This window comes from Nocardioides antri (genome assembly GCF_008373765.1).
GTDB classification, from domain to species: domain Bacteria; phylum Actinomycetota; class Actinomycetes; order Propionibacteriales; family Nocardioidaceae; genus Nocardioides; species Nocardioides antri.
Genome location: NZ_VUJW01000202.1, coordinates 1 through 280 on the forward strand (window position 1 = coordinate 1; position 280 = coordinate 280).

Genomic DNA, 280 nt, shown 5'->3' on the forward strand with positions numbered 1-280 from the left:
GTGCTCTCCTGTCAGCTTCAGTCACAAAGTTGATAGCAATTCCCTTACGACCAAAACGTCCACCTCGTCCAATCCTGTGAATATAATTTTCACGGTTGGATGGCAGATCATAGTTGATGACGCAGGAAACTTGCTGTACATCAATACCACGTGCCAATAAATCAGTGGTGATCAAGACACGAGAAGAGCCAGTACGAAACTGCCTCATGATCACTTCACGCTCACGTTGATCCATGTCTCCATGCATAGCAGATACAGTAAAGTCACGCTGATGCATAGA

Annotated in this window: 1 protein-coding gene; it reads right to left on the reverse strand. The window is 45.4% G+C overall.

All coding sequences use genetic code 11. From position 1 onward, the window contains the following. Positions 1–235: helicase-related protein (locus F0U47_RS23015; RefSeq protein ID WP_281291030.1), on the reverse strand; the 235-nt coding region annotated here is incomplete at its 3' end. Between the last annotated feature and the right edge of the window lie 45 nt (positions 236–280).